Raw genomic sequence first — 26,001 nt, forward strand, 5'->3', positions numbered from 1 at the left:
ATTGGCGGTCCGTTCCTTGCCGCTTGAGGCGGGCTAGGTCAGCAGAACAAGCGAGATCGACGGGATCGCCAGTAGCAGCGCCAGACGTACGATGTCGGCGATCCAGAACGGCAATACGCCGCGAAAGATCGTGCTCAGCGAAACGTCCTTGAGGACAGAGCGCAGGACAAAGACATTCATACCGACAGGCGGTGTGATCAAGCTGATCTCGGTCACGACGACGACAATCACGGCAAACCAGATCAGAACAAGTTCCGGGTCGCCCAATACGCCGCCGCCGAAATCCAGCTGGCTCACGACCGGATAGAACACAGGAACGGTCAGCAAGATCATCGACAGGCTTTCAAAGACGCAGCCCATGATCAGATAGATCGCAACCATGATAAAGATCACGCCCCATGCGGACAGATCATAAGTGTAGACCAGATCGACCAAACCATCGGGCAACCCTGCAAAGTTCACAAACGCCGAGAAAATTTCGGCACCGATGATGATCGCGAAGATCATGCCCGACGACGACACGGTCTGGCGGCAAGCGTCGACGAAACCGCTCCGGTTCAGTCCCCGGATAAGCAACGCAAGGACGAGCGAGAAAATGGCCCCCATGCCCGCGGCTTCGATAGGGGTAAAGAACCCGCCATAGATGCCGCCCATGATGAAAACAAACAGTCCCAATGTGCCAAATACGCCGATACGATCATGTTTCGTCATCGGTTCCGACTGCGTCACAGGCGGGGCAAGATCGGGCTTTAACCTGACGGCGACCACTACGGCGACCATGTACAGGATGATCCCAAGCAGCCCCGGCAGAAGCCCCGCAATAAACAGCTTGCCGATGTCGCTTTCGGTCAAAAGGCCGTAGATAATCAGGATCACGGAGGGTGGAATGAGGATCCCGAGCGTCCCGCCCGCAGCGATTGCACCGGAGGCGAGGCTATCGGAATAGCCGAATTTCCGCATCGGCGGCATGGCGACACGGCTCATTGTGGCAGCGGTCGCAAGCGATGACCCAGAGACAGCAGAAAATCCGCCGCAGCTTAGGATCGTGGCTAGCGCAAGCCCGCCCTTCATACGTCCGAACAACCGGTCAGCACCGGCAAACAACCCGTGCGCGATGCCCGATTGCGCCAATATATTGCCCATAAAGATGAACAGGGGCACGACGGATAACGAATAGCTGAGCCCGGTTTCGAACACCGCATTGCCCACCATCGCGCCAGCGGCATTCCAGTCACGCATGAGGCCAAAACCGATGCCGCCCACCAGCGACATCGCAAAGGCAATCGGCATCCGCAAAAAGATGAGACCCAGAAGAACCAGGATCCCGACGGTCGATTCAATCATTCTTGGCAGTCCCTTTTATGATCCCATAGCCAGCCGCAAGCAGACACATGACGGCACCGAGCAGCGCAAGCGGCGCATAGGGGACGCCCCAGGCCACTGACCGTGCACCATCATTTGCCTGCGCTTGGCTGAGCAGCCCCAAACGCCACGCAAAGAACAGTAAGGTCCCCGCGCACAGGATCGCGATGGCCAGCGAAAGCACGTGTTGCAGGCGGGCGGGCAGGAAGCTCGTGGCGATGTCGACATCCACATGTTCCCCCGCACGGCTTACCAGTGGCAGCGCGGTGAACACGAGGGCAGCCAAGAGAATTTCGGTCAGTTCGAACGCCCCCTTCAAGGGCGCGTTCAAGAAGTATCGGCCGATCACATCAAGGCCCGTGACGGTCATCAGGCCAAGCAGAAGTGCGATTGAACACACTTCAAGCCCCCGGCCCAACAGACGCATGATCATTGAGCAACACCAGAGATTTCGCGCAGACGTGCCAGCGCGGCGCGCCCGTCAAATTCGCTGCCAAGGCTTTCGGCCCATGTGGTCTCTAGTGTTGTTGCCGATGCGCGCGCGGCGTCAAGAACCGCAGCTGGCGCGGCATAGACCTCGATGCCGGCCTCTTCGATCGCGACCACGGCTGCGGCGTCCGCCGCGTCCCATGCCGCGCCAACCCGCTCTGCAAAAGCAACACCCGAGATGGCATCAATCGCGGCTTGGTCTTCGGCGCTTATGCCGTCCCATTTCTTTTGGTTCATCACCAGAATCCACGACGTGTTATAGATCCCGCCCGGGACGGTCATCGAATACTTGATGTCGTCCGTCAGATTGAACGCGGTCAGGGCCTCGTAGGTAAAGGCCGCGCCGTCGATCACGCCGCGCGACAGTTTCTCGTAGACCTCGGTAGAGGACATGAACAACGGCGTCGCACCAAGGTCTTCCACGAATTCGGCAATATAGCCGCCGGGGACGCGCATATTTAGGCCGCTAAAATCTTCGGGCGTTTCAATGCGGCGCACATTGTTGTGCAGTAATCCGGGGCCATGGACGAACAGGCTGAGCAAATGGGTGCCTTCGTGATCGTCACGCGCGCCCAGATCTTCAGTGTAGACGGTCCAGAACGCTTACGATGCGGTCACGGCGTCGTCACCGATAAAGGAGAACTGCCCAACTTGAGACGCATCGAAACGATCGTCCTGGCTAAAGCTGTGCAGCCCGTAGGTAATGTCGGCAATGCCGTCTTTGGCCATGTCAAAATGCGCCGGTGGGCTGCCCAAAGCACGGCCCAGAACCCGCACGGTGACACGGCCTTGCGTGACCTCTTCGACCTCTTTGGCCCAAGGTTTGATCGCGTTGACCACGATCGGGTGGCGCGGTGGCAGCCAGCTGGACAACACCAGTTCGGTATCCGCGAAGGCTGGCACAACAGCTGTGCCCGATAGCAATGCGCCGATCAGCGCGATGGATGTGAATTTCGTCATGAGTATTCCCCCCTTTGGGTTGTTTCAACGCGGCCTCCCTGCCGCGATGTTTCGATGTCCGATGTTTCGAACGGTGTTACTTTGCGGCGTTCAACGCGGCGCGCAGGATCGCCCTGTCGCCCAGGTGGTTGGCCAGAATAAGGATCAGCCGCGCATTGAACGCATCACTTTCGTCCTTGCTCAGCCCGCTGTGCGCCCCAAGCAGTTCATCATAAAATCCGTCGGGATCTTTGATATTCGGGTTCAGATTGAGTTCCATGTTCACTGCCCTCTTCCTGTCGCAATGCGCACACCGGACTGGATGTCGGCAGCGCTGGCTGCTGCCCAACGGGCCGCGACATGTTGGTCCGGGCGGATCAGATAAATGCCGCTGGGGGCGGCACCCAAATAGCGCGCAGCGATAGCGCCGCTTGCGTCGTCACGGCCGGTATCCAACGTCACTGTCTTCAGTGCGATCCCGTCAACGTCCGCAAGCTGCGGCGCCTCTGTGTTGATCGCCAGAACAGTAAAATCCCCCCCCAGAACATCCAGCAAGAACCCGGCTTTCAGGGGGGCGTCGCTGCAATTTGCACCGACCCGGCTGACCGTCGGGCCGTTCAGCGCATCGGGCCCATTCAACGACAGACCGTCATAGCTGCAAGGCAGCGACAGTCGACCGGAATTCACCATAACCCGCGCGAAAGAATGGTCATGGGCAAGCTCGAGCACAGCGTCACGGAAGATTTTGCTCATCTCGGTCTTGGGGGTCAGGAAATCGGTCGCTCGGGTGGAGTTCAGAATGTTTTCATCCGCACCGTGCACCCGTTCTTCTGAATAGCTGTCCAGCAGCGTATCGGGGGCAAGACCTTTGACCACCAGATCAAGCTTCCACGCCAAATTGTCCGCGTCTTGCACGCCGGAATTCGCACCGCGTGCGCCAAACGGCGACACTTGATGCGCGCTATCGCCCGCGAACAGCACGTTCCCATGACGAAACTTTTCCATGCGTCGACATTGGAATGTGTAAATCGAGGTCCATTCCAGCTCGTACTCGGCATCCTTGCCCAGCATCGCATCCACGCGCGCACGGATGTTTTCAACGCGAAGCTCTTTGGCGCGGTCAATGTCCCACCCAAGTTGGAAATCAATGCGCCAGATATCGTCGGGCTGTTTGTGCAGCAGGGCAGAGGCACCGCTGTCTTTGAAAGGGGGGGCAAACCAGAACCAGCGTTCGGTCGGAAAGTCGGCCTTCATTTTGACATCGGCAATGAGAAAATTATCCTCAAAGACGCGCCCCGCAAAGCCGAGCCCCAGCATGTCGCGTGTGGGCGAACGCGCCCCATCACAGGCAATTACCCAATCCGCCTCAAGCTGGTAGGGGCCGTCGGGCGTATTGACGTCGAGCAGCACATGGTCGCCCTGCTGCGCCATACCGGTGACCACATTGCGCCCGCGAATTTCGATGGGCGCGCCTTGCGACTGCGCCACGCGAATTTCCTCTACGAGGTATTTCTCGAAATACGGCTGTTGCAGGTTGATAAACGCAGGTGCCTTGTGCCCGTCTTCGGGCGACAGGTTGAATTCGAACACGCGTTTGTCGCCGTGGAACACCTTGCCGACGTTCCACACGACGCCCTTGTCGACCATTCCCTTGGCTGCCCCCAGACGGTCGCAGATTTCAAGCGTGCGTTTGGCAAAGCAGATGGCGCGACTGCCTTGTCCGACGCCTTCGTGGTCATCGAGCACCAGAACAGGCGTGCCCTTGCGCCCAAGATCAAGGGCCGTTGCCATCCCAACAGGCCCACCCCCGACGATCACCACAGGGTGTCGTCGAGGTGCCAGATCTTGACCTGCGACCTTTTCGTATGGGTACAGTTTGAACGCGATGTCGTAACGGACGTCGACCATGAGTTGTCCTCCCAGACTTGGCCTTAGCCCTGCAACTGCGTCCACATTTCCAAATCGCGTTTGTCGGTCCAGATACGGGGGTGCCAGATACCGCGGGCCTCGTCGAAGGCGCGGCTGACGTTAAACGGCAGGCAGTGTTCATAGATCGCGTAGTCGTGGAATTTCGGATCACATTCGGCGCGCACGGCATCCCATGCGTCTTTCAATGTGCCGCCCTTCATGGCGACCCTTTGTGCGGGCTTGTACGTGCTTTGGACAAAGTCGCGCGTGCTTTCAATTGCCCGTTCAACAGCGTCTTTGCCGATCAATGCCGCCCCGCGACCCGGTGCGATGGCGTCGACATCATATGCTTTGATATTATCAAGCGTCTGGCCCCAATCGCCAAAATACCCGTCACCACAATAGCACGCAGAATGGTCTTCGACGATGTCGCCGGTGAACATCACATTCTGGTCGGGCACGTGGATAACCGCATCACCTGCCGTATGCGCACGGCCGATGTGTTTGATATCAACGCGACGTTTGCCCAGATAGACCGTCATACTGTCGTTAAAGGTGGTCGTCGGGTAGGTCAGGCCCGGGATTGATTCATGGCCTTCAAACAGACGTGGGAAACGCTGGAATTCACTGTCCCAATCTTCCTGACCGCGCTCTTCGACCATGGCGCGGGCGGCGTCCGACATGATGATCTGATCCGCCCCATAGGCCGAAGCACCCAACACGCGCACGGCGTGATAGTGGGTCAGTACCACATGGCTGATCGGTTTGTCGGTGACTTCGCGCACTTTTTCGATGACCTTATTGGCCAAACGCGGCGTTGCCTGCGCTTCGACGATCATGACGCTGTCGTCGCCGATGATGACGCCCGAGTTCGGGTCGCCTTCGGCTGTGAACGCCCACAGACCCTCTCCGACTTCGTCGAACGTGATTTTCTTTTCGGACAGATCCCCTTGGGATGCGAATGCTTTTGCCATTGTCTTGGTCCTTTATGTGGGGAATTTAACGGCGGGACGGATCGTGCCTTCGCACGTGCCGAACCCGATCTGATACCCGTCGCCCTTTGCGGCACCGCGCAGGATCAACGTGTCGTTGTCTTCGATGAATGTGCGGGTCTCGCCGGTATCGAGCGTGAAGGGGTCACGCCCCGCCCAGCTCAGCTCCATCAGGGACCCGTATTCGGATTTATCTGGCCCCGAGATCGTACCGGAGCCCAGCAGATCGCCAGAGTTCATGCCGCAGCCGCCGCTGGCATGGTGGCACAGCTGTTCGGCGGCGGAATAATACATCCGGCTATAGTTGGTTTTCGACAGAGACGTCGCCGTGGCGGCACCTTCGGGCTGCATCAAAACCTCGAGCTCGATGTCGAACAAGCCGTCGATGGTGCTGTCGAGATACGGCAGCAGTTCCTTTTCACGCGCTGGTGTCGCCGTGCGGAAGGGATCAAGTGCCGCCGCAGTGACGATCCACGGAGAGATCGACGTGCCGAAAGCCTTGCCCTGAAACGGGCCAAGCGGCTGATATTCCCAGCCCTGAATGTCGCGGGCAGACCAGTCATTCAGCAGCACATAGCCAAAGATCATCGCATCCGCCTGATCGACCGTGATCGGGGTGCCAAATTCACAAGACGTGCCGACGATCGCGCCCATCTCAAGCTCGATATCCAACCGTTTGGAGGGGCCAAAAGACGGCACATCGGCGTCAGGGGCCTTGGATTGGCCGTTGGGGCGGTGGATGTCGGTGCCGGAAACAACAACAGAGGATGCGCGACCGTTGTAGCCGACCGGAATGTGCAGCCAGTTGGCCGGCAGATCTGGCGTCCCGCGCAGGATCGCGCCCATATTCTGTGCGTGCTGACGGCCCGCATAGAAATCGGTGTATTCGGATACCATCAGCGGCATATGCAATTGCGCATCCGCGCGCGGGACGAGGTAGGGTTCAATCGCCGCCTGATCCGCCGCCTCTTCGGCCAACATTTCATGCAGCCTTGCGCGCAGCTTGGCCCAGACGTCGGGGCCCAGTTCCATCACATCATTCCAGAACGGCAGGTCGAAGGCGGCGTCGTCGTCCAGACGGATCAGCCCTGCGGTTTCAAGCGCCGCCATATCAAGGATCATGTCGCCAATCGCGACCCCGCAGCGGGCGTCTTCGTCGCCGACGGAAAATACGCCATAGGGCAGATTGTTCAGAGGAAAGGGGGTGTCGGGCGTGTTGGCGCTGGTTACCCAGCTTTTCATCAATGTCATGTGGCTACTTTCGCGTCAGTCTGAGTGTCGGGCTGAGTGTCAGGATGCGCATCGGCGATGGCCGGGATATTCAGGCAAAGCCGTTCAATGCGCGCGATTTTCGGGAATGGCGTCAGGTCAACGCCCCAACGATGGGCGTTATAAACCTGAGCCGTAATGCAGATATCGGCGATGTTGGGGGCGTCACCAAAGGCAAAGCTGTCGCCGGCCGGCAGCATGGCTTCGAGCGCTGCGAACCCTTCGTTCATCCAGTGGCACATCCAATCGGTTGCCTGATCGGGCGTGGCACCAAAACGGGATCTAAGTTGCCCGATCAGACGCAGATTGTTCACAGGATGAATATCAAGCGCGACGGTATGCGCCACCGCCATCACCCGCGCCCGCAGCAAAGCATCAGCAGGGATCAGGCGCGGTTCGGGCCACGTCGCGTCAATATACTCGAGGATCGCCATCGACTGGGTCAGCGCCGTGCCGTCCTTTAGCACCAAGGTCGGCACGCCCTTGCCGGCGTTCAGCGCAACGTAATCGGGCGCGCGCTGATCGCCAGCAACAAGGTCAACCGGCACCGTGTCATACGCCACACTCTTAAGGTTCAGCGCAGCGCGAATGCGGTAGGATGTGGTCGATCGCCAGTAGGAATAGAGTTTCATTTCTTACCCGGCGTCCCGTCGAACTTCTTTTCGATGTCGGCCCAGCAATCGATGTAATCATCCTGCAAGGGGGCCTCATGGCTGGCGAATTTTGTCAGTTGCTGCGGGAAACGGGTCTCGAACATGAACGACATCGTATTATCGAGCTTTTCAGCCTTAAGATCCGCGTTGGACGCCCCCTCAAAGGCGTTGCGGTCAGGCCCGTGGGGCAACATCATATTGTGCAGGCTGATGCCGCCTGGGATGAACCCTTTGGGCTTGGCATCGTATTGCCCGTAAATATTGCCCATCAATTCGGACATGATGTTCTTGTGGTACCAAGGAGGCCGGAAGGTATCTTCGGCGACCATCCAGCGTTCGCGGAACAGGACAAAATCGATGTTCGCGGTGCCTTCTTGCCCGGACGGGGCGGTCAGAACGGTAAAGATCGACGGATCAGGATGATCGAACAGCACCGCGCCCACGGGGCAGTAGGTGCGCAGATCGTATTTCATCGGCGCGTAGTTTCCGTGCCAGGCCACCACATCCAGCGGCGATTGTCCGATCTTGGTTTCATGAAACGCGCCGCACCATTTTACGGTTACGGTCGACGGCACTTCGCGGTCTTCGAACGCGGCCACGGGGGCCTTGAAGTCACGCGGGTTGGCCATGCAGTTGGCCCCGATGGGCCCCCGCCCGGGCAGCTCGAATTTCTGGCCATAGTTCTCACAGACGAACCCGCGACACGGACCCTCAAGGACTTCGACACGGTAGACCAGCCCGCGCGGAATAATGGCGATCTCTTGCGGCGCGACGTCGATAATTCCCAGCTCGGTTGAAAAGCGCAAACGGCCTTCTTGCGGGACGACCAGCATCTCGCTGTCGGCGGAAAAGAAATACGCGTCGATCATGGATTCAGTCACGAGATACACATGCGTCGCCATGCCAACCTGTGTGTGGACATCGCCTGCGGTCGTCATCGTGTGCATGCCCGTCAACCATGTCAGCGGCGTGTCACTATGCGGCAGCGGGTCCCAGCGGTATTGGCCAAGGCTGGTCACCTCGTCCACGATATTGGGCGCGGATTTCCAGTGCGGCAGGTCGATCTTTTCGTAGCGATGCGAATGTTTGACCGACGGACGAATGCGGTAGCACCACGTACGTTCGTTTTGATGGCTTGGCGCGGTAAAAGCCGTGCCGCTCAGCTGTTCGCCGTACAAGCCATAGTTACATTTTTGTGGGCTGTTCATCCCTTGGGGCAGGGCATCAGGCAGCGCTTCGGTTTCAAAATCATTGCCGAAACCAGGCATGTATCCCGCGTTTGGCCCTGCAAGGGAGGGGGCCTGGGTCATGCGGGTTGGATATTTTTTATCAGTCATCGTCGCCTCCATGGGTCCGGTTCTTTGATTGCCTAAAGGTTGCATTTGTAACTAACAACGGTTTTTTGGGGAGAGCGATAAAAATAATTGACCCGTTGGATGAACCACGGGGAGGGGCCTTTCGCTTTGGTTTTACTCTGGGGGCGCATGGGCGTAAGACGGGCGCAGAGCTTTGCTTCTTTCCCACCCCTTCAAAAAAGGCTTCTCGATGGCCACCAAGACCAATCTACACCCCCGTAACCCGCATAAAGAGGGCTATGATTTCGCGCGCTTGGTCGCTTGCCTCCCTGAATTGGAGCCCTTTACGACCCGCAACCCCGCGGGTGAGACCACTATTGATTTTCGGGATGTGGCAGCTGTTCGTATGCTGAACCGGGCGCTGCTCAAGTCGCACTACGATGTCGAGGTCTGGGATCTTCCCGCCAATTATCTTTGTCCTCCGATTCCGGGGCGTGTCGATTATATCCACCATCTGGCGGACCTGCTGGCGCGCAGTAACGGGAACGAAATTCCGCGCGGGCCGAAGATCAAGGCGTTGGATATCGGGACCGGTGCCAGCTTGGTTTACCCCCTCACCGGGCAGAGCGTTTACGGCTGGCATTTCACCGGCGTGGATATCGACCCTGTGGCGCTTAAGTCTGCGCAACAGATTTGCCGTGATAACAATCTGGACGTGGACCTGAGGCTGCAGCCCGCCCGCGAAGATGTCTTTAACGGTGTGATAAAGCCCGACGACCGTTTCCACGTCAGCCTGTGCAACCCGCCCTTTCACGCCTCGATGGAAAAAGCCGCCAAAGGCACCCAGCGAAAATGGGCCAATCTTGGCAAGGGGCGTTCTGGCAAGCTTAACTTCGGCGGTCAAAACGCCGAGCTTTGGTGCCCGGGCGGCGAGATAAAGTTCATCGCCAATATGGTCGACCAAAGCCGGGCCTTTGCCGATCAATGTCTGTGGTTCACGTCGCTCGTGTCGAAAAAGGACAATGTGCAGACGCTATATAAAATCCTGAAAAAGGCCAAAGTGGCCAACTGCGACGTTGTCGAAATGGCGCAGGGGCAGAAAACAAGCCGGTTTATCGCGTGGTCCTTTATCAGAAAAGACCAACGCCCAGCCTTTATGAAAGCTTAAAGGCGATAGGGGAGAGCGCCGTACGGTCGGGTCGGACGCGCTGCCCGCCCGATCTGCGCGGCCTAACCGGTGGTGTCGCCTTTGGTCTCGATCTTGAGCGTGGTGCCGCAATGTTTGCAGTGTACGGCATCAGACTCGTGGCGGCTTAGCCCGCATTCTGGACAGGTGTGTTTCACCTTGGCGGGCTGGAAGATCGTACGCGCCAGCTGCACAAAAAGCGCGACGCCGACCACCATAATGAAAACCGACAACAGCTTGCCGCCCGTCGTGGTCAACGTGATGTCACCAAAGCCTGTTGTTGTAAGCGTCGCCACAGTGAAATAGAGCGCGTCCACATAGCCCGCGATGCCTGCATCACCATCAAAGGTCAGGACGAAAACCAGCGACGTGATGACAAAGATAAAGACCAGCAGGTTCACCGCCGCAAGGATCGCATCCTCGTGTTTGCGAAAGAACATGCTTTCACGCCTGAGATCGTACAATAGATGGTACGCATGGATCAGTCGAAGTCCGCGCAGCACCCGCAAGAACGCAAAGCTTTCGGCCATCAGCGGCGCAAGCACCAGCGATATCACCACCACAAGATCGGCAAGCGTATAGATGCGCAGCAGTTCTTTGCGCAGGTTCGTAGAGATCCACAGCCGCGCGGCAAGATCAAGCACGATAAACACGCCAAAGACCGTGTTTAGCGTGACGAAAAGGGGCGTCGAAGTGAGGGCTGCAGTTGCGATAAAGTAGACGATCGAGATTGAATCAAACAGGATCAGGCCATAGCGGAACCGCCGCGCGCGGGTGCTGCGCCCGTCGTACAAAGATTTGAGCGTGCTGCGAAGATCGTCCATCGGTTCAACTTGCTATAGGTTTCGGGGACGGTCACACGACATGCCGCTGCATGTCAAACTGGCGCAAGTGTCGCCAATATCAATGTCTTGCGTTTGCGCTGTCACCGGTGGGCACTGCTATCAACGCACAAATGCGCCGGATACCGCCCGTGCAACAGGCGGTATCCGGCAATTACCTTACCAGGATGTAATCACAGTCCCGTGGTAGCTTTCGTCGATGAACGCTTTGATCTCGTCCGAATGATATGCCTCTAGCAGGGTCTTGACCCAAGGTGCGTCTTCCTTGCCCTTCTGCACAGCGATCACGTTCACATAAGGGTTGTCGGCGCTTTCCATCGCGATGGAATCTTCCTTGGGGCTCAAGCCCGATGCAATCGCGTAGTTGGTGTTGATCAGCGCCGCGTCCAAGTCCGCCAGCGAACGGGGCAGTTGTGCCGCGTCGAGTTCCTTGAACGACAGGTCTTTGGGGTTCTCGGTGATGTCCAGAACCGTCGGCACCAGACCAGCTGCGGGATCGATTTTGATCATGCCAAGCTGTTGCAGGACCAGCAGCGCACGGCCCCCGTTGGTGGGATCGTTCGGGATGCCAAAGGTCGCGCCTTCTTCAAGGTCGGCGATGTCGGTGATTTTGTCCGAATAGACGCCCATGGGCGTGGTGATCGTGTTGCCCACAACCGCCAGCGCAAACCCGCGGTCTTTCATCTGCGCCTCAAGGTAGGGCACGTGTTGAAAGGAGTTCGCTTCGATGTCGCCATCGGCCAGCGCTTGGTTTGGCACAACGTAGTCAGAGAATTCGATGACATCGATTTCAAGACCCATCGGCTCTGCGACGCGGGCGACTTCTTCCATGATCTCGGCGTGCTCGCCGGGGGAAACGCCGACTTTGATTTGCTCGGCCATCAAGGATGTAGCCATCAGCGCAATTGTGGATGTCAGGGTTAGAAGACGTAGCATGTGTATGCTCCTTTAACTAGGAAACGAAGTAGGGGGAGGAGGCGACGGTGCGCTATTGCCCGCCGCTTTTGGTGGCGCGCTTGTCGACGGCAACGGCAATGCGTTCACCGATGGATTGCACAAGCTGCACCAGCACGATGAGAATGATCACAACGACCGCCATAACATCCGGCATAAACCGTTGATAGCCATAGCGAATGCCCAGATCACCAAGGCCTTCGCCGCCCACGGCACCGACCATCGCGGAATAGCCGATCAGGCTGACGATGGCGAGGGTCAGGCCCAGTGTGATACCGGGCAGCGCCTCTGGCAGCAGCACCTTGATAATGATCTGTAGCGGGGTCGCCCCCATGGCCCGCGCCGCCTCGATGAGGCCGGAATCGATCTCGCGGATCGCGTTTTCGACCAGACGCGCGATGAAGGGCACGGTGGCGATGGTCAGCGGCACGATAGCGGCTGTCGTGCCGATTGACGTGCCAGCGACCATCCGCGTGAAGGGGATGATCGCGACCACCAGTATGATAAACGGGACCGACCGTGTGGCATTGACTACGAGGCCGAGGATTTTGTTGACCCACGGTGCCGACAGCAGCTCGCCGCGTTGCGAGGTCGCCAGAAACAACCCCACGGGCAGGCCAAGCAGCGTTCCCAGCAGCGCCGAAACCGCCACCATATACAGGGTCTGGCCCGTGGCCTCGATCAGTAGGTTGATAAGGTTAGCCGACATAGCCAAGCACCTCCGTCATAAGCCCGTGGCTTTCCAAAAATGAACGCGCCTCTGCGGCCTTGGCCACGGGCAGCGACACCAGCAGGTTCCCGAAAGGGCGCGTGCCGATTTCCTCGACCGCACCGGCCAGGATGTTGACCGGAATGCCCATGTCCTGCGTCAGCCGCGCCAGCATCGGGTCGGTGGCATGCTGGCCTGCAAAGGTCACGCGGATCACCTCTTCGCCGCCCTGCGCGGGTGGGTTTGGCATCAGACGGTCCTTCACGAAAGCGGGCAGGGTGACGCCGGTCACCCCCGACAGGAAGGACCGTGTGGTCGGATGCTGTGGCGCGGTGAAAATATCATAGGTCTCGCCATGTTCGACGATGCGCCCGCTGTCGATCACCGCGACATGGCTGGCGATGTCACGGACCACACCCATCTCGTGGGTGATCAGCAGGATGGTCAGCCCCAGTTCGCGGTTGATGTCTTTGAGCAAGGACAGGACGGTTTGTGTCGTTTCGGGGTCCAGCGCCGAGGTCGCCTCGTCCGACAGCAGCACCTTGGGGCCTGTGGCCAGTGCGCGCGCGATCCCCACCCGTTGCTTTTGCCCGCCAGACAGCTCTGCCGGATAGCGTGTGGCGTGCGAGGTCAGCCCGACCCGTTCGATCAGGTCGGCGATACGTTGTTTGATCTGGGATGATGGCACACCGGCGATTTCCAGCGGCAGGGCGATGTTGCCCGCCACGGTGCGCGAGGCCAGCAGGTTAAAGTGCTGAAAGATCATCCCCACATCGCGACGGATCGCGCGCAGCTTGGCCCCTTTGGCGGCCCCGACATTCTGTCCACCCACCAGCACCGCACCCGTCGTGGGCTGCTCGATCCCGTTGACCATGCGCAGCAACGTTGATTTGCCAGCGCCGGACCGTCCGATGATGCCGGTGATCGACCCTGGCACCATCGCCAAAGACACGCCTTCAAGTGCCGTGACAGTCGCACCGCCGGATTTGGAATAGGCTTTGCCCACGTCTTCAAACGTGATCGAAGCGCCGTTGGGTTCTGTCATGATCGGTCCAGCCTGAGGTCGGTTGCGGTGGCGCCCGTAGACAGAAAGGCAGGGGGTATTGCAAGCGCAGTTTTCGCATACCCGCCCTGTCTTTACTGGCGCTTTGGCGGGTAGGTTTTTATAGGTCTAGAACAAGATGGCCATCCGCCTGTGTTGCGCGCGACTGGCAGGTGATCAGCGTCGTTTCGCGTTGGGCCTGCGACAGCACATAATCGCGGTGGTCAGCGTCGCCCTGTAACAGCCCGCAGGCGCAGACGCCGCAAATACCGTCGGCGCGCATTTCACGTCCACGGGCACGCCTGCCTCTGTCAGCATATCCGACAGACTGCGATCTGCGGGAACGTGGATATCCTTGCCGGTCTTTGCCAGATGGACCGTGAAACTGTGGTTCTCGCGCGGCGGGGCCTCGGGGACGGCGAAATATTCGATATGGCAATGATCCTCGGCAAAACCCGCATAGGCTGCGGCGGCCATCGCGGCCTCCATATAGGCTGGCGTGCCGCAGGCGTAGGCGTGGCTGCCCTTGGGGTGATCTGACAGGATCGCATCAAAGTCTGCCCGACTGCCCTGATCGCTGATGTGCAGCACCGCGCGCGTGGCCCAAGGGGCGGCGGTGATTTCATCGGCAAAGGCCAGATCAGCGGCAGTGTGGGCCGAATAGTGCAGTGCAAAGGGCCGGCCCAGCTGGTGCAGACGATGTGCCATAGCGATCATCGGCGTGATCCCGATGCCGCCCCCCATCAACACGCTGAAGGCTGCGTCTTCGGTCAGGGGGAAATGGTTGATCGGACGCGCCGCGAAAATCTTGCGGCCTTGGCTAAAGATACGGTGCATCAGCGCACTACCACCGCGCCCCTGATCCTCGCGCTGAACGGCAATGACGTAGCGCGACCGGTCTGACGGATCGCCGCACATGGAATACTGGCGCAGGTACTCGGGCGCGATCACCACATCCAGATGCGCCCCTGCCTGCCACGCGGGCAAATCCGCCCTGTCTGGGTCGCGCAGCTCGTACCGCGTGATCCCGTCGCTCAGCACGTCAGCGCGCGTGACGGTCAGCGCCAGCACCGGACTGTCGGCCAGCGGTTTGAGCGCGGGCACCAATCCTTTCGTCTCGCCGCGTGCGACCCGCGCGCGGTGCGTTGCGGCGGGTATCATCTCGCCATAGGCTCGGATACCGGCCTCGCGGTCCATCGGGTCGGGATAGGGATAAGGATGCGGGGCCAAGGGTGCAGGGTAGACGGCAAGCGTCTGGTCCTTGGGGCTGAGCTTCAGGTCTTTTTGCAGGCCACGGGTATTTACCGGCTTGTCGGTGGGTCGATAGCCGCCGTCGTCCTGCACCTCCAGGTCCCACCACCATTTCTTGACGGGGTTGATGTCGCCGCGGCCAAGCAGATCGTCCAGCTTGGCAAGGGCGGGGGCCGTGGCAGGCAGCTTCATCGCGGTCCAGCGCCATACGCTGTCGGCCAATATCCCTTCAAGGTTCCACGGGCAGGTTTTCATGCAGCGCCCGCACATGGCACCGCCTTCGGTCGTGATCCGGTAGGTGGCGCATTTCTGGCTGTCCGACTTCCAAATCTCATAGCCGTTGAACATCAGCTTCGGCCCCGCCGTGATCGCCCCCGAGGGGCATTCGCGGGCGCATTTCTGGCAGCTTTCGCAGAATTTCTGCAGGCCGAAATCGATCGGCTTGTCGTGGATCATCGGCAGGGTGGTCGTCACCGCTCCCGATTTCAGACGTGGGCCAAGGTAGGGGTTCAGGATCACCTCGCCGATGCGGCTGACCTCGCCCAGGCCCGACAGCAACAGCAAGGGCGGTTGCAGCACATCGCCGTCCATCACCGTATGCGCCTTGGCCGGATAGCCCAGATCGCGGATCAACCGCGCCAGCACGCCGCCCACAAGGCTGAATCGCAGATAGGCCCGCATGGATTGCGCCACGCTGATCCAGTCATCGCCCGAGGCCCCCTCCATCGTGTCAAATCCCTGATCGATGACAAGGCTGATCGCCTGATCATGGGGCGGGTCAATCGCGGTGCCGGTGGCGTCATGGCTGTACCACGCCCAGTCGGGGCAACGGCTGACGCCCACGGCATCGGCCCCCAGAAAATAGGCGACGGCTTTGACCATCTCTGCGGCTTGCTGAGGGGCTGGGGATATTTGTGTCTCGGCCGCCTTGCCATCCTGCAGCAGGCAGAAAGCCCCCAAGGCACGCCGTTGCGCCATGGATGTCGGCGTTTTGCGAATGTACCGCCCGCCGGTGGCCCCGTCTTGCAGTTTTCTTGCCCATATCCCCGAACAGCGCACGGCTGAACATATCGGTACGTTTGGGCAGGCGCGGGATGCGGGGCTCATCCATATAGGTCGTGGGGCTGTCCACGCGTTTAAGCTTTTCGAACGGCTGCGCGCCATCGGCAAAGCGCCGCGTCGCATAGGCGGGCGGTGTGCGGGGCAGGGTGGCTGTGGCGGCCAAGGGCCGGTCGCAGGCCACGTCCATTGCCATGGTGATCGCGGCCAGCGAAAACCGCGTGCCGACAAAGGGGGCGGTCAACTGGCCGTCTTGGGGCAGGGCGAGCCCCGCCGCCACCGCCAGCTGGCTCAGGTCCACATCACTTGCCGTCATGGTATGCCCGCGCGCCGGACGCCCCAGCAAACGGATGTAATTTGACAGCACCGCCGCCGATTCAGCGGCCAGCAGAGAGGATCGGTGATCCTCCATCCCCGCAATCCACGCGGCACCGGGTTCATTCTGCTCAACGGCGCGGGGGTGCGCAAACAGGACCACCAGCGCATGGGTATGCGCGTTGATGACTGTCTCTGGTGCCGAGACTGAATCGCGCAGGTCCGCCATGATCGCATCCACGCCCGAGGCCAGCGTCTTGACCTGTCGCGTCTGCAAATCCTGGGCCAACCGCGCGACATCCGCGTTGCGGAGGGGCTGTGCCAAATGGTGATCGGGGGCGAGCTTGCAAATCCCCACCATCGTCGCGTCGTTGAAATAGGCAAACGCCTTGAGGTGCTGCGCGCGCTCTGTCAGATCGGCGGGGATGTCGGCCAAAGCGGTGTTCACCAGACCTTCGCGGATCGCATCCAGCATGGCGCGATGATCGCGCGTGGCCTGCGCCAGAGGGCGGTCATCCTCCGCAGGCCCCAAAGCTTTGAAAGCTGGCACAGGCCCTGCCGCACCATCTGCGCGCTGCAGCTTTTCAGTCTGATATGCGCCCATGTGGGGGGGGCGGTTTTTGCGCGAGCGCAGCCGTGGGGTCATGGTCACTACCTTTGATTTCGGCATTATAGTTGCCTTTGATCAACTATTTTGCAAGCAAACAGTAGCGGCGCGGCAAAAATGAAGTATTCATGCGTTATGAGCGAACCCGACCTTACGAGCGAACCCGAAAATTCCGCCGCTTCCTACAGCCTGCACGACAGGCTGGGCTTTCGCGTGTCGCGGCTGGCGGCAATTATGCGCGCTAGTCTGGACAAAGAGCTGTCGCAGCTTGGGCTGACACGGTTGGAATGGTGCGTGTTGGCCAGCATCGCGTTGGAAGGCATCACCGCACCCTCTGAAATCGCCGAGAATATCGGGATCACCCGCCCCACCGCGTCACGGACGTTTAAGCAGATGCGCGCCAAGGGCTGGCTGCTGCAGAACTTGACGGATGGGGACGGGCGCGCCCGTGCGATCACGCTGACCGGCGCGGGGCAAGACCTGCTGGCGCGGGCGCGGGTGCTGGTCGACACGCATCAGGCACGGTTTCTGGGCAAGCTCGACCGCCAGGCGGCCGCGCATTTTCTATCGTCGCTGGATACGCTGCTAGAAGGCGTCCACGACCGGTTCGACGACCCGTAGCGCGGCTTAGGTCACGGCAGGAAATACGTTCGACTGTTTCAGCACGCCGTAGGCAAAGCTGGAATCAATCGACGCGATGCCGGGGATATTATGCAGCTTGTGGCGCACGAATTCCTCGTAGCTTTTTAGGTCCTCGACCAGCACCCGTAGCAAATAATCCTCGCTGCCGGTGATGACATAGCAGTCCAGTATCTGGTCGGTCTCGTGCACCTTCTTTTCGAACAGTTTCACCACCTCGCCCGTGTGGCTGCTCAGCCTTATGCGTACCAGTGCGGTCACCGGCAGCCCATAGGCGCGTTCGTCGACAATGGCGGTATAGCCCTTGATGACGCCCTTCTCCTCAAGTGTGCGGGTGCGGCGCAAACAGGGGGAGGGTGACAGGTTCACCTGTGCGGCCAAATCCTGATTGGTCAGCCGACCATTGCGTTGAAGCGCTTTTATGATCTCGCGATCCTTGCTGTCCATTTTGGCCTCTTAGGGGCAGGATGTGCCTCAAACTCGTATTTTGGCGCAATCATTAGCAACCATCTGCCGAGCGGTACAGCGTAAAACGGCGCAGATACAATGCGCAGGAATATAATGCTCAGCTCCCCCTCGATACCCGCCACGAACGGATTTTCCCCGCAGCAAATCCCCCTTCGACCGCTGGTCGGCTACCTCGCGATTGCGGTGACCGTGCTGGTTTGGGCGGGGTTCGCGCTGTCGACCCGTGCGGCCAGCGGGGCGCAGTTGACCCTTGGTGACGTGGCGTTGATCCGCTCGGCAATTCCGGCACTGGTATTTTTGCCCTTCCTGCCCAAGCGGATGGCGATGCTGAAACGGCTGCCGCCGCACCGCTGGCTGATGATCGCAGCCGGTGCGGGGCTGCCGTTCTTTGGGCTGGCGGCCATGGGCGGTGCGCAAACCTCGGCGACGCATGTCGGCGCGTTGATTGCGGGGACGACGCCGGTGTCGGTCGCGGTGCTGACGTGGGTGTTCTACCGCCAACGCCCTGACGCGCTGCTGCCGTTGGGGATTGTGCTTGTCGGGGTGGCAGCGCTGATCGGGGCGTCAGGCAATCTGGCGGCGGGCAGCCTGTCGGGCGTGGCATTGCTGCTGTCGGCAAGCCTGCTTTGGGGCTGCTATACGCTGGGGCTGCGTGGCAGCGGGCTGGACCCGATCGGTTGCGCGCTGGTGCTGGCGCTGCCGTCGACGCTGGTGCTGCTGCCGTTGCTGGCAACGGGGGTGCTGCCAAGCAGTCTGACGCAGGTGCGTTTGGCTGAGGCGATGCCGTATATCCTCGCTCAAGGCATCGGCGTGGGCCTTATCTCGAGCCTGACTTACGCCATCGCCATCGCCCGTCTGGGGGTCGCGAAATGTGCCGCCATCGGTGCGCTCGCCCCCGCGATTGCTGCTGTGTTGGCCGTGCCGCTGCTGCACGAGGCGCTGTCAATGGGCACGATCCTGGCCGTTCTCATCATCTGCGCAGGCGTCATGCTGGCGAGCCGACCCAAGCGGGAAACCGATGCGTGACGCGGGCCCAAGTGTCGGACCCGCGCCCGCGCCCGCGCGTGTCAGCGTGCAAGGGCGTCCAGTATCCCCAGCCGCGGTTCGGTCAAGGAAGTCACCGCGATGCGCCCGTCAGGCAGGGTCACGGCACCAGTCGTCAACGCATAGTCGCCAGCCGGATCCTGAAGCGTTTCCAGCACCTTACCCGACGCATCCATACGCAGGATAAAGCCATAGCGCAGCGGTGCGGGTTTCATGCTGTCCGGCAGGCGCATAATCACACGGCGCAGGGCGGGGTAGCCCGCCAGCGTGTCCATCGCGGGATTGCGCGGGCTGACCAGACCGATCCAAAACGTGCCATCCGGCGCATTGTTGATGTTGTCGGGGAACCCCGGCAGGTTTTCTAGAACAACCGATCCCGCGCTGCCGTCTAGCGGGAAGCGCCAGACGCGGTAGCTGCCTGTTTCTATCACGAAAACCGCGCCCTCTGCATCATCCACCGCGACCCCGTTGGCAAAGTTCAGGCCACCCGCGAACACTGTGGTTTCGCCCGTTGCGGGGTCGTATTTCAGGATGCGCCCGTTCGCAGAATGCTCCACCAGATCCAGCACGGATGCTGCCAGCGTGCCGCCATTGCCCTCTGCCCCAAAGCGGGTCGAGGCGTCCGAGAAATAGACGCTGCCATCAGCGGCGATATCTACATCATCGGCGTAAAGGATCGGGCTGCCGTCTTTGGTCGTCTCGGCCAGCAGGGTCACAGCACCCTTACGGTCAATCGCAAGCAGGCCGCGATAGGCGTCGGCTACAAAAAGCGTGCCATTGTCGTCAAATTCTATCCCCAATGGGCGACCGTCGGTTTGAGCAAAGACGCTGATCGCCCCGTCGGCTTCGACCCGCAGGATTTCACCATCGTGGGTGGCGACATATACCAGCCCGTCCGGCCCGATATCCGCATCCTCCGGCCCGCTGCGCCCATCTAGGTCAATGATCTCCAGCGCGGTCAGCCGGTCGTTGGGTGCGTAGTCTGCGGTATAGCCCTGATCTTGCGGTGCCTCCCACGCGACGGGGGCGACAGACACGGGCCAGAACGCCAGATATGCCAGCGCTGCCAGTAGGCCGATGCCGAGTAGAGTGAATAGTTTTCTCATGGGGGATCCTCCGCAGGATTCGCGCGTAGGTAGTGGCGCACAGTGTACGGTTGCCGATCCGCTGCGCCGGTTCAAGAGGCAGCACGCGGAGCCCCCGCAGTGATGGTCACCGCGAGGGAGGCATTCGTCAGCTTTCTACGTCAAAGCTGAGCCCCGCATTGGCGGTCAGCCGGTCGATGATCGCGCTGCCAAAAACGGGTGCCGCTGTCAGAACGCCACCGGGGGCGGCTGCGGCCTCTTCGATCAGGCAGATCGCTGCTTCGGTCAACATCTTGGAGGTAGACCCGTAGCCCGGATCACGGTCGCCCTTGACCCCGACAGTCAGCCGCTCGCCCCCGTCGGAAACGCCGGTGAACATCAGGTCATAGCTGCCGTTGTCGCGTTCCTCTTTCGAGGGGCCTTCGCCCGGTTTGATATCACCGTCGCCCATAGGGTTGGATTTGGCGATGCTGCTGGCGATCGCTTCGCCCTTCTCGCCCTTGCCGGTGAACATCATCTCTTCGTAGGTGAATTCCGTGCCGTAGGGGTGGCCCATCAACATGTTTGATCGGTGCACATTCTTGGTGTTGATCGACGCCATGACAAAGGGTGCGACCCAGATGCCAAAATCGGGGTCTTCGTAGGGCTTGTTGCCATAGGGTTGCTTGGGCCCCTCGAACCCCGGTGTCAGCGCAAAGGACGACACCAGACGTTTCATAACCTCTGGGTCGCCCATGGCGAGCTTCATGGTTTCTTTGCCCGACGCGGCTGTCCCGCCAGAGAAGGTCCCCTTCATGCCGCGCACCCGACCTTTGACCTCCCGAAGCGGCGCGCCAAAGCGTTTCTGCGCTTCTTGTTGCAGAAAATAGACACCCATGTCGAAGGGAATGCTGTCGAAGCCACATGAATGCACGATCCGCGCACCGCTGGCTTTGGCAGCATCGTTGTATTTCTCGATCATGTCCCACATGAACGGCGGCTCGCCCGACAGGTCGACGTAATCGGTGCCGGCTTTGACACAGGCCGCGACCAGCGGTTCGCCATACAGCAGATAGGGGCCGACCGTGGTGATGATAACCCGCGCCCGTGCGACCATCGCGTCCAGCGACGCCGGGTCAGAGGCATCTGCCTCGATCAGGGGCGTATCGCCAGGCAGGCCCATCTCGTCGCGCACCGACGCAAGCTTGGATGCGCTGCGACCGGCCATGGCCCAGGGACGATCCGGATAGGTCGCGTGGATGTATTCCGCGACCAGCCGCCCCGTAAATCCAGTTGCGCCGTAGATGATGATATCGAATTCAGCCATGTGCCGTTCCTCCCCGATTGGTTGCATGTCTTTGCGCAACTATGGGGCGAGGCAGGCGGTATTGACCATCACCGAGTTCTGGAACGCTGCGTCGGGGTGCAAAAGAAACGGGCCGCAGCAGATGCTACGGCCCGTCTCGAAGTCAGGTAAGATGCGTTCAGATCACTCTGCGGGGAGCTTCCACGCGTCGCGGTCGATGTCCAGATCGGCATAGTCATCGGGGTTCAGCACAGGACGTTCGATGCCGGCCTTAAGCTGCTGACGGAAGTCGCGCAGCAGGCGCATGGCCACAGGAAACAGCATCATGATCGCCAGCAAGTTGACCAGCGCCAGAATACCCATCATCGGATCCGAGAAGAAGAACACCGCTGTCGCCGCCGGTGCTGTCGCCCCAAGGAAGACAATGGCGATGATCGCGATCCGCAGACCCAGAATACCCAAGGGGCTTTTGGTCAGCACAGTCATCGCGTTTTCACCCAGATAGTAGTTGTAGATGATCGACGAGAACGAGAACAGCAAGATCGCGCCGCTCAGGAAATACTGCACCCATGTGCCCAGATGCGACACCATGCTTTGCTGTGTCAGCGCCACACCGTCGATGCCTTCGGCACCGGGGACATAGACATCGCCCAGCAAGATCACGAAGGCCGTGCACGAACAGATGATGATTGTGTCGATAAAGACCGAAAACGACTGTGTGATGCCTTGGCTGATCGGGTGGCGTACCTCTGCTGTGGCAGCCACGTTCGGCGCTGAACCAAGGCCGGCCTCGTTCGAGAACAGACCGCGACGCAGACCTTGGGCGACGGCCGCCCCCATGCCACCACCGACGGCTTCTTGCAGGCCGAAGGCGTTGGTGACGATGTCATAGATCACGCCGGGCAGGCTGGTGATGTTCAGCAAGATCACGATCAGCGCCATTCCCAGATACCCGATGGCCATGATCGGCACCACAACATCGGACACTTTGGCGATGCGGTGGATGCCGCCAAAGATGATAAAGCCCGAGACGATCGCCAGCGCGATGCCGGTCCAGATGCGGTCAATGCCAAAGCTGTCTTGCATGGACCCAGCGACCGTGTTGCCCTGGAACGCGTTAAAGCCGAGGCCAAAGGCGGCAATCAGGCAGATCGCGTAAACCACGGCCAGCCAGCGGTATTCTTTGCCCAACCCGTGGATGATCGCGCCAGCCGGACCGCCGCGGTAGGTGTGCTCTCCGACTTTGCGTTTGAACAGCTGGGCAAGCGAACATTCGACAAGGCTGGTGGCCATGCCGACCAGCGCGATGGCCCACATCCAAAAGACAGCACCGGGACCGCCAAGCGAGATCGCAACTGCGACCCCTGCGATGTTCCCGCCGCCGACACGTCCGCCGACCGATACCAGCAGCGCTTCGCGTGCCGAAATCTGATTGGAATCGTCCGCGTTGTTCTTGTTCGACAGGACGCGGAACATGCGGCCAAAGTATTCGATCTGCACGAAACCGGTCGTGATGGTGATGAAGATACCGAAGATGACGAGGATCGGGATCAGCGACCACCCCCAGGTGAAGTCTCCGATCCAGCCGAAGAGAAGTTCAAGAAATTCCATATTTATGTCCCTATGTTTTGCCGCGTTTTAAGGCGATCGTGCCCAAAGCGTAAAGCCGAATGACGCGGCAGGACGGATGTGCCGGTCATGCCGCGTCTAGTGCGTTGAAACTTATGAGCTTAATTTTTTGGCAAAGCCGAGACGGGACGGCTTTTCAGAGGTTAATCCGCCATTTCTCCGCATTGATCTGTCGCCAGATAGCGTTGTCGCGCGTCGAAATCGCTGTGCTGGCTCAGCGCGAACTGGATTTTTACAAAGGCCATTTCAGGTGTCATCTGGCCACCGTCGACCGCGCCGCTGTCTCGCAGCGCCTTGCCCGCGGCATAGGTGCCGATCTGCATGCCGCCTTCGGCACATTGGCTGACGGCGACCACCGGAACGGCCCTGTCTTGGGCCTTGCGCAGGGCAGCGCGCAAAGGAGGGCTGTCGGGGACCGTGCCGGCACCATAGCAACGCAGGACGATCCCGTCGCACATGCCCGCAGCCGGATCCAGCAAAGCGGCGCTGAAACCGGGGGTGACAGTCAGCACTGCGACCTCATGCGGGCGCAGCGGGCTAAGTTCGGGGGCAGGGGCTGCAATGCGCGGCACGCTGTCTGTGGGCGCGGCGGTAAAGGCGTCCAGTGCTTGCGAATGGGCCTTGCGCACGCGTGCGCCATGCAACCGTTTGCCGCCGAACTGGACCCAGACACCAGCCGCCGCCGTACGGGCAGCGGTCAGCGCATCGATCAGATTTGCGGTGCCATCGGTATCGGCGACGGTCAGCGGGCGCATGGCTCCGGTCACGATCACGGGACGTGCCAGTCCGGGCAGCGCAAGGCACAGCGCAGCGGCGGTATAGGCCAGCGTATCCGTGCCATGGGTTACAACAAACCCGTCAAAGCGATCACGGTACTGGTGGATGGTTTCGGCGATACGCAGCCAGTCCTGCGGCGTGGCTTGGGCGGAATCGATCAAGGGATCAAGCCGCAGCACCTCGACCGTGTCTGCGACGAGACCACTGGCAACCAAGGCAGCCACGGCGTCTTCGACCACGCCCGCACGCGGTGCAAATCCGTCGGGGGTCTGGGCCATGCCAATTGTGCCACCGGTATGGATCAATAATATCGCCATGCTGCACCCTTTGTGCTGATTGCCCCTGCAAAGGCCTCTCTTAAAAGTGCCGCAGGCGGACCAGATGCGTCCGCTGCTGTCAAGCCTGCATCAGGCGGGCTGGATTGCCATGCGTCGGGCGGACCCGATCAGAGTACCTGCACAGGGTGCCAGTCAGGCTCTGTCGGAGGTACCGGCCTTCGTTATCGCTTTGCAAAGCGCGGCGCTAAAGCGGTCCATCATCGCGGTATCTTGTGACAACGCGTGGCGCAGGGATCGCGACAGTTCTAGCTGCACGCCCGCGCCGCTGAGGGTGCGATTGCAGATGTTGGTCGGATGCACGCCGGGCAACGCCGTGTTGAGTTCAGCCGCAAACCCCGCGGCGCGCAGGGCTTCGCCAATGGCATCGCGCAGGCCTTCGGCACGGCCCCCGAGCCAGACCGCGTCGGTGCCGTCGTTCTTGCGCCCGTGCACGGCGACCGACGTGACTGCCCGCGCCACCAGTGCCAGTGCGTCGGGTTCATCAAACCGGTGCGAGGTAATGTGGAAATCGCCATGGGCACCGAGGTGCAGCGCCTCGAACAGATAGAACGACAGATCATCCCCTGCCACAGCCCGCGCGATCTGCGCCGTCTCGGGTTCGATCGTGCCCCCATGCGGCGCAAGGATCACAACGGGCGTGCCGCGATCCTTGACTGTGATACGGTAGTCTTTCCCCGCCTCATGCGCGGCGGCAAGCGTGGCGAAATCGGGATAACGGTCGGCCATGTATGTCCTTTCCAACGTGCAGAGGGGGGCGGGCTATACGTCCAGCTTTGTCACGGTCTTGGAGATTTTGCCATCTGTACGGCGCAGGGCGACCATCTCTCCAAAACGGATACGCAACCAGTCATCGCCGTCTTCAGTCAGTGGTTCGGACGCGAAAATGGCCGAGGTCGCTTCCCCCTCGGCGCTGCTGTCGACCTTGTAGCTGTCGGCGTAGTCCTGATAATTCTGGCCCATCAGCAGGTACATCGGTTCCAGTAGCATCGACAAAGAATAGTCGTCGGTGCCGGGGCCTGCCTTGCGCAGCTCTTTCCAGTCGCCCTCGGGGGCCGTTTCGCCCTTGTGGCCTGCGCCATAGTTCACGCCGATGATCCGGTCGGGGGACACCAGCGCGATCTTGAGCTTGGTTAGGGCCACCAAGTCCAGTTTGCGCATCGCCTCCAGCACCGCGCCAAGCAGCTTTTCAAACGCCGCTTGCACATCGTCATCGCTGTCGCCCTCCATCAGGGACAGCAGCAGCACGTAGAAGAATTCGGTGTCGGTCGTGCCCTTCATCTGGCGAAGATAGTCGTCCTTGCACAGCGTCAGCAATTCGCGTTGCAGCAGCCGCCAATGGGGCAGGGCCCCGTTCTGTGCGATGATCCACGGCGTGCCCTTGAACGAGAACGGGTGGCAGTTTTCATCGGCCAACACGTTGCGCGCATCATAGGCCGCGGCGCGGACATGGGCGAGCATGGTGCTGGCCTGAAGACTGGGAATGATCCCGGGGGCGTTGTCATCATGAAACGCCGCCATTGGGCGATGATACAACAGCGGCTCTTCGGGTTTCAGCAGATGCGCGCTCCATAACCCAAATCCCCAGCCCGCGAGTTGCAGGTTCGGGTGCAGTTCGGGATCAAGGCTCTGGTTGATCAGACTATTTTCCGGCTTGGTTAGCAGGCTTTCAAGCGGAATTTCGGGCCCGATATAGGCGAGAACGCGACACATAGGTTTCCTATCTCTTCAAAGGGCGATCACGGGCATCACAGTCAAAAGCGCTGCGCCGTGTGTTTGTGGCAGGACAGGTAGAGCGTCGCCGGCCAAAGACCAGATCACCTGCGGAAATAATAATATACGATTTACATGATCGTATTTACTTGTC

24 protein-coding genes and 1 pseudogene are annotated in these 26,001 nt (G+C 60.2%); 3 read left to right on the forward strand and 22 right to left on the reverse strand.

The genetic code is table 11. From position 1 onward, the window contains the following. Positions 1-33 precede the first annotated feature (33 nt). The 10 genes from ACVBAU_RS06155 to hmgA form a co-directional block, all read right to left on the reverse strand. Positions 34-1,344, reverse strand: coding sequence for a TRAP transporter large permease (locus ACVBAU_RS06155; protein WP_448328490.1), 1,311 nt, complete (start codon positions 1,342-1,344; stop codon positions 34-36). Beyond that, complete coding sequence (locus ACVBAU_RS06160) at positions 1,337-1,795, reverse strand: TRAP transporter small permease (RefSeq protein ID WP_448328492.1); 459 nt, start codon at positions 1,793-1,795, stop codon at positions 1,337-1,339. Before ACVBAU_RS06160 ends, ACVBAU_RS06155 begins: the two co-directional genes overlap by 8 nt. Then, positions 1,792-2,427, reverse strand: a complete 636-nt coding sequence (gene dctP / locus ACVBAU_RS06165) for a TRAP transporter substrate-binding protein DctP (protein WP_448328916.1) — start codon at positions 2,425-2,427, stop codon at positions 1,792-1,794. Before dctP ends, ACVBAU_RS06160 begins: the two co-directional genes overlap by 4 nt. A gap of 27 nt (positions 2,428-2,454) precedes the next feature. Further along, entirely contained in the window at positions 2,455-2,811 is a 357-nt protein-coding gene (locus ACVBAU_RS06170; protein WP_448328494.1) for a hypothetical protein, read from the reverse strand. A 76-nt stretch (positions 2,812-2,887) separates the two neighbouring features. Beyond that, positions 2,888-3,070, reverse strand: coding sequence for a DUF2783 domain-containing protein (locus ACVBAU_RS06175; protein ID WP_138923965.1), 183 nt, complete (start codon positions 3,068-3,070; stop codon positions 2,888-2,890). Between the two features lie 2 nt (positions 3,071-3,072). After that, positions 3,073-4,698 carry an FAD-dependent oxidoreductase gene (locus ACVBAU_RS06180; protein ID WP_448328495.1) on the reverse strand — a complete coding sequence of 542 codons (1,626 nt, stop codon included), beginning with the start codon at positions 4,696-4,698 and terminating at the stop codon, positions 3,073-3,075. 23 nt (positions 4,699-4,721) lie between these two features. Then, positions 4,722-5,672, reverse strand: coding sequence for an MBL fold metallo-hydrolase (locus ACVBAU_RS06185; RefSeq protein ID WP_448328497.1), 951 nt, complete (start codon positions 5,670-5,672; stop codon positions 4,722-4,724). 12 nt (positions 5,673-5,684) lie between these two features. Next, entirely contained in the window at positions 5,685-6,941 is a 1,257-nt protein-coding gene (fahA, locus tag ACVBAU_RS06190; protein WP_448328499.1) for a fumarylacetoacetase, read from the reverse strand. After that, complete coding sequence (maiA, locus tag ACVBAU_RS06195) at positions 6,938-7,591, reverse strand: maleylacetoacetate isomerase (protein ID WP_448328501.1); 654 nt, start codon at positions 7,589-7,591, stop codon at positions 6,938-6,940. The genes fahA and maiA overlap by 4 nt, the downstream gene beginning before the upstream one ends. After that, on the reverse strand, positions 7,588-8,949 hold the full coding sequence (gene hmgA / locus ACVBAU_RS06200) for a homogentisate 1,2-dioxygenase (protein ID WP_448328503.1): 1,362 nt from the start codon (positions 8,947-8,949) through the stop codon (positions 7,588-7,590). Before hmgA ends, maiA begins: the two co-directional genes overlap by 4 nt. Positions 8,950-9,157: 208 nt before the next feature. On the opposite strand from hmgA, the gene rlmF reads away from it, so the two are divergent. Then, on the forward strand, positions 9,158-10,075 hold the full coding sequence (gene rlmF, locus ACVBAU_RS06205) for a 23S rRNA (adenine(1618)-N(6))-methyltransferase RlmF (RefSeq protein ID WP_448328505.1): 918 nt from the start codon (positions 9,158-9,160) through the stop codon (positions 10,073-10,075). Between the two features lie 62 nt (positions 10,076-10,137). Here rlmF and ACVBAU_RS06210 read toward each other — a convergent pair whose 3' ends face one another. From ACVBAU_RS06210 to ACVBAU_RS06230, 5 genes and pseudogenes are all read right to left on the reverse strand, one after another. After that, positions 10,138-10,917: a potassium channel family protein gene (locus ACVBAU_RS06210; RefSeq protein ID WP_138923958.1), complete on the reverse strand. Its 780-nt coding sequence runs from the start codon at positions 10,915-10,917 to the stop codon at positions 10,138-10,140. Between the two features lie 177 nt (positions 10,918-11,094). Then, entirely contained in the window at positions 11,095-11,871 is a 777-nt protein-coding gene (locus tag ACVBAU_RS06215) for a MetQ/NlpA family ABC transporter substrate-binding protein (RefSeq protein ID WP_448328507.1), read from the reverse strand. 52 nt (positions 11,872-11,923) lie between these two features. Beyond that, a complete protein-coding gene (locus ACVBAU_RS06220; RefSeq protein WP_448328509.1) occupies positions 11,924-12,598 on the reverse strand; it encodes a methionine ABC transporter permease in 675 nt (224 codons plus the stop codon). Beyond that, positions 12,588-13,643 (reverse strand): methionine ABC transporter ATP-binding protein, encoded by a 1,056-nt coding sequence (locus tag ACVBAU_RS06225; RefSeq protein ID WP_448328510.1) that lies wholly within the window; start codon positions 13,641-13,643, stop codon positions 12,588-12,590. Before ACVBAU_RS06225 ends, ACVBAU_RS06220 begins: the two co-directional genes overlap by 11 nt. Before the next feature lie 118 nt (positions 13,644-13,761). Further along, positions 13,762-16,911 (reverse strand): annotated as a pseudogene (locus tag ACVBAU_RS06230) (4Fe-4S double cluster binding domain-containing protein). 96 nt (positions 16,912-17,007) lie between these two features. Here ACVBAU_RS06230 and ACVBAU_RS06235 point away from each other — a divergent pair. Next, on the forward strand, positions 17,008-17,493 hold the full coding sequence (locus ACVBAU_RS06235; RefSeq protein WP_448328512.1) for a MarR family winged helix-turn-helix transcriptional regulator: 486 nt from the start codon (positions 17,008-17,010) through the stop codon (positions 17,491-17,493). A gap of 6 nt (positions 17,494-17,499) precedes the next feature. Here ACVBAU_RS06235 and ACVBAU_RS06240 read toward each other — a convergent pair whose 3' ends face one another. After that, positions 17,500-17,958, reverse strand: coding sequence for an Lrp/AsnC family transcriptional regulator (locus tag ACVBAU_RS06240; RefSeq protein ID WP_448328514.1), 459 nt, complete (start codon positions 17,956-17,958; stop codon positions 17,500-17,502). Positions 17,959-18,072: 114 nt separating this feature from the next. Between ACVBAU_RS06240 and ACVBAU_RS06245 the strand changes: the two genes are divergently transcribed. Next, the gene (locus ACVBAU_RS06245; protein ID WP_448328516.1) at positions 18,073-19,005 is read left to right on the forward strand and encodes a DMT family transporter; all 933 of its coding nucleotides are present in this window, start codon (positions 18,073-18,075) and stop codon (positions 19,003-19,005) included. 41 nt (positions 19,006-19,046) lie between these two features. Here the strand turns inward: ACVBAU_RS06245 and ACVBAU_RS06250 are convergent, their stop codons facing one another. From ACVBAU_RS06250 to ACVBAU_RS06275, 6 genes are all read right to left on the reverse strand, one after another. Beyond that, positions 19,047-20,129 (reverse strand): SMP-30/gluconolactonase/LRE family protein, encoded by a 1,083-nt coding sequence (locus ACVBAU_RS06250; RefSeq protein WP_448328519.1) that lies wholly within the window; start codon positions 20,127-20,129, stop codon positions 19,047-19,049. Positions 20,130-20,256: 127 nt separating this feature from the next. Continuing rightward, complete coding sequence (locus ACVBAU_RS06255; RefSeq protein ID WP_448328521.1) at positions 20,257-21,414, reverse strand: saccharopine dehydrogenase family protein; 1,158 nt, start codon at positions 21,412-21,414, stop codon at positions 20,257-20,259. Between the two features lie 162 nt (positions 21,415-21,576). Next, positions 21,577-23,004, reverse strand: a complete 1,428-nt coding sequence (locus tag ACVBAU_RS06260) for an alanine/glycine:cation symporter family protein (RefSeq protein ID WP_138923949.1) — start codon at positions 23,002-23,004, stop codon at positions 21,577-21,579. Between the two features lie 161 nt (positions 23,005-23,165). Further along, a complete protein-coding gene (locus tag ACVBAU_RS06265) occupies positions 23,166-24,116 on the reverse strand; it encodes an asparaginase (RefSeq protein WP_448328523.1) in 951 nt (316 codons plus the stop codon). A gap of 153 nt (positions 24,117-24,269) precedes the next feature. After that, a complete protein-coding gene (locus ACVBAU_RS06270; RefSeq protein WP_448328525.1) occupies positions 24,270-24,863 on the reverse strand; it encodes a poly-gamma-glutamate hydrolase family protein in 594 nt (197 codons plus the stop codon). Between the two features lie 33 nt (positions 24,864-24,896). Then, on the reverse strand, positions 24,897-25,847 hold the full coding sequence (locus ACVBAU_RS06275; protein ID WP_448328526.1) for a class II glutamine amidotransferase: 951 nt from the start codon (positions 25,845-25,847) through the stop codon (positions 24,897-24,899). Between the last annotated feature and the right edge of the window lie 154 nt (positions 25,848-26,001).

The organism is Sulfitobacter sp. M13 (assembly GCF_053474885.1).